Annotated in this window: 3 protein-coding genes and 1 tRNA gene; 3 read left to right on the top strand and 1 reads right to left on the bottom strand. The window is 64.4% G+C overall.

Going from position 1 to position 2719, the window contains the following annotated elements:
• From VFQ05_11620 to VFQ05_11610, 3 genes are all read left to right on the top strand, one after another.
• Positions 1–729 (top strand): tyrosine-type recombinase/integrase (locus VFQ05_11620; GenBank protein HET9327415.1); only part of this gene is annotated, 729 nt, incomplete at its 5' end.
• 282 nt (positions 730–1011) lie between these two features.
• Positions 1012–1101 (top strand) — tRNA-Ser (locus VFQ05_11615).
• Positions 1102–1130: 29 nt separating this feature from the next.
• Positions 1131–2465 (top strand): MFS transporter, encoded by a 1335-nt coding sequence (locus VFQ05_11610; GenBank protein HET9327414.1) that lies wholly within the window; start codon positions 1131–1133, stop codon positions 2463–2465.
• Here the strand turns inward: VFQ05_11610 and VFQ05_11605 are convergent.
• A partial coding sequence (locus VFQ05_11605) for a T9SS type A sorting domain-containing protein (GenBank protein HET9327413.1) occupies positions 2449–2719 on the bottom strand: 271 nt, incomplete at its 5' end. The two genes, VFQ05_11610 and VFQ05_11605, sit on opposite strands and share 17 nt — an antisense overlap.

The raw sequence follows: 2719 nt of genomic DNA, 5'->3' as shown, positions 1-2719 counted from the left end.
TACCTCGAGCCCTTCATGGGCTACAAGCTGCTGTCCAGGGTCACCAAAGATGATCTGCGGAGTTATCGGCTGTGGCTGGAGAAGCAAGGGAAGTCACTCCTCACCGTCCGACACATCCTGGGCGATGCGCGGTGCTTCCTTCGCTGGTGCGAGGACTCGGGCTGGATCGACCGATGCCCGGTTCCTCAAAGGCTACTGCCGCGAGTCCAGGAACGTCCGCCGGATCGACTGAGCGATGCCGAAGTGGAAGCCGTGCTGTCTGTGCCCGAGCCGTACGCGTTCATCGCTCGGCTTGGGTTGGGCACCGGACTTCGCTGGGGCGAGCTCATCAGGGCCAGCAGCGGCGATTTGGAGACGGTTCGTGGTTCGAGCGGCGAGCCGCAAGGTGTGCTTCTCGTTCACGACACCAAGTCGTGGAAGGTTCGCAGGGTGCCGTTGGCCCGTGCGCTGTGGAGTGAGCTGAGGCTTCGGATCGGCAAGTTTCTGCCGATCGAGGACTCATGGGGCTTTACCCGCATGGTCAGGCGGTTCTCGGGGCTGCTCAAGTTCCACCCACACCAGATGCGGCACACCTTCGCGTGCCGATGGCTGGAGCGGGGCGGAAGCCTGGCGGCCTTACAGCAGATGCTCGGGCATTCGTCGATCGTGACCACGCAGCGGTACGCGCCCATCTCGGACGACATGGTGCGTCGAGAGGTTGAAAGGCTCGAGATGGTCATCGGGCAATGAGCGCGACAAGGGTGCTGGGAAAGGTGCTCTTGGCGTTGGTGGCCACGTACTTGGGGATCGGTCTCGTTCTGGCCATCTGGGCCGCGTCAATGTGGTCAAGAACAGGCGGCCCCTCTGGACCTCTTGTACTCGTGTTCCTGCAGAACATGTTGCTGTGGCCCCTCTGGCTGTTCTCCATTCCCGGCGACCCATGAATTAGCGAGCCAATCTGTAGCCATTCTGTAGCCAGTTCGGGGCCGGCGGACTTGCGGAAACCTCCTAAGTTCCTGTAAACACGGCCCCGGAGAGGTGCGAGAGTGGCTGAATCGGGCGGTCTCGAAAACCGTTGACCCCTTCGGGGGTCCGAGGGTTCGAATCCCTCCCTCTCCGCCATGGCCCCAGGGAGGGGAGCCCGAGCCGCCATGAACGGATCCGCGCTGGAAGGCAAGGAACTGCGCCGAGTCGTCCTCGCCGCGGCCGTCGGCAACATCATCGAGTGGTATGACTTCTATATCTTCGGAAGTCTCGCCACGATCCTCTCCGTTCAATTCTTCGAGAAGAGCCATCCCGTCGCCGCGCTCCTCAGCACGGTCGCGCTCTTCTCGGTCGGTTTCCTCATCCGCCCGCTCGGCGCGCTGCTGTTCGGGCGCGTGGGCGATCTCGTAGGGCGCAAGTACACGTTCCTCCTCACGCTCGGCGGCATGGGCCTCTCCACCGCACTGATCGGCGTGGTGCCGAACTACGCCACGATCGGCATCGCCGCGGCGATCATCCTGTTCCTGCTGCGCGTCATCCAGGGACTGTGCCTGGGCGGCGAATACGGAGGCGCGATCACTTACGTCGCCGAGCACGTGCCCGACGGGAAGCGCGGCTACTACACAGGCTGGCTCCAGACCTCGCCGACACTCGGCATCGTCGTTTCGCTGGCGGTGATCGTCGGCACCCGCCAGGCGCTCGGCACCGAGGCCTTCAACGCATGGGGCTGGCGCATTCCATTCCTGCTCTCGCTGGTCATGGTGGCGATCGCCATCTACATCCGGCTGCGGCTCCAGGAGACGCCGGTGTTCCAGGCGCTCAAGGCCAAGGGCAGCACGGCCGTCAATCCGTGGCGCGAGGCGTTCATGACGCGCAATCTGCGCTACGTGCTGATCGCGAGCGTGGTGGTGATCGGCGAAGGATGCGTGTGGTACTCGAGCCAGTTCTGGGCGCTCTACTTCCTGCAGACGGTGAAGAAGGTCGACGTGCTCGCCTCGAGCCTCATCGTCGGCGGCGCACTGCTGATCGCCACACCGACGCTGGTCCTCTTCGGCTGGCTCTCCGACAAGATCGGGCGCAAGCCGATCATCCTGGCGGGGCTCTTGCTCGCCGCCGTCACCTACTACCCCCTCTACCTGGCACTTGGCCGCCATGCGAACCCGGGCGCGATCGATTACCCGATGTCGATCCTCATCGTCGCGACACTCGTCGCCTACGTGGGCATGGTGTACGGACCGATCGGAGCGTTCCTCGCCGAGTACTTCCCCGCGCGCATCCGCTACACCTCGGTCTCGGTGCCGTACCACATCGGCAATGGCTGGGGCGGTGGGCTGGTACCGTTCATCACCACCTCGGCGTACTTGTCGAGCGGAAGTCTGCTGTCGGCGCTGGCCTATCCGATCATCGTGCCGGCGGTGACGTTTCTTCTCGGCTTGTTCCTGATGCCCGAGACGCGATCCAGGAGCATCTGGACCGACGACCCGTCTACTGGCGAAGAATGAGCAGCTTCTGCGTCGCGCTCAACTCCGCGATCGACAGTCGTACGAAGTAGAGTCCTGCAGAGACCGGCGCGCCCCGCGCGTCACGCGCATCCCATGACAGCGACCGCCGTCCCGGGGCCGTCCATCCCTCCGTGAGCACGCGCACGCAGCGTCCCTGCGCGTCGTACACGCGAAGCGCGACGTTTCCGCCGCGGGGCACGTCGTAGCGAATCGTGGCTCCGGCGCGCGTGGGATTGGGACGGATCGCATGGAGG

This window comes from Candidatus Eisenbacteria bacterium (assembly GCA_035712145.1).
Taxonomy (GTDB): Bacteria; Eisenbacteria; RBG-16-71-46; order RBG-16-71-46; family RBG-16-71-46; genus DASTBI01.
Note: the sequence above shows the minus strand (reverse complement) of the source record. Positions and strands in the feature narration are given on the sequence as shown.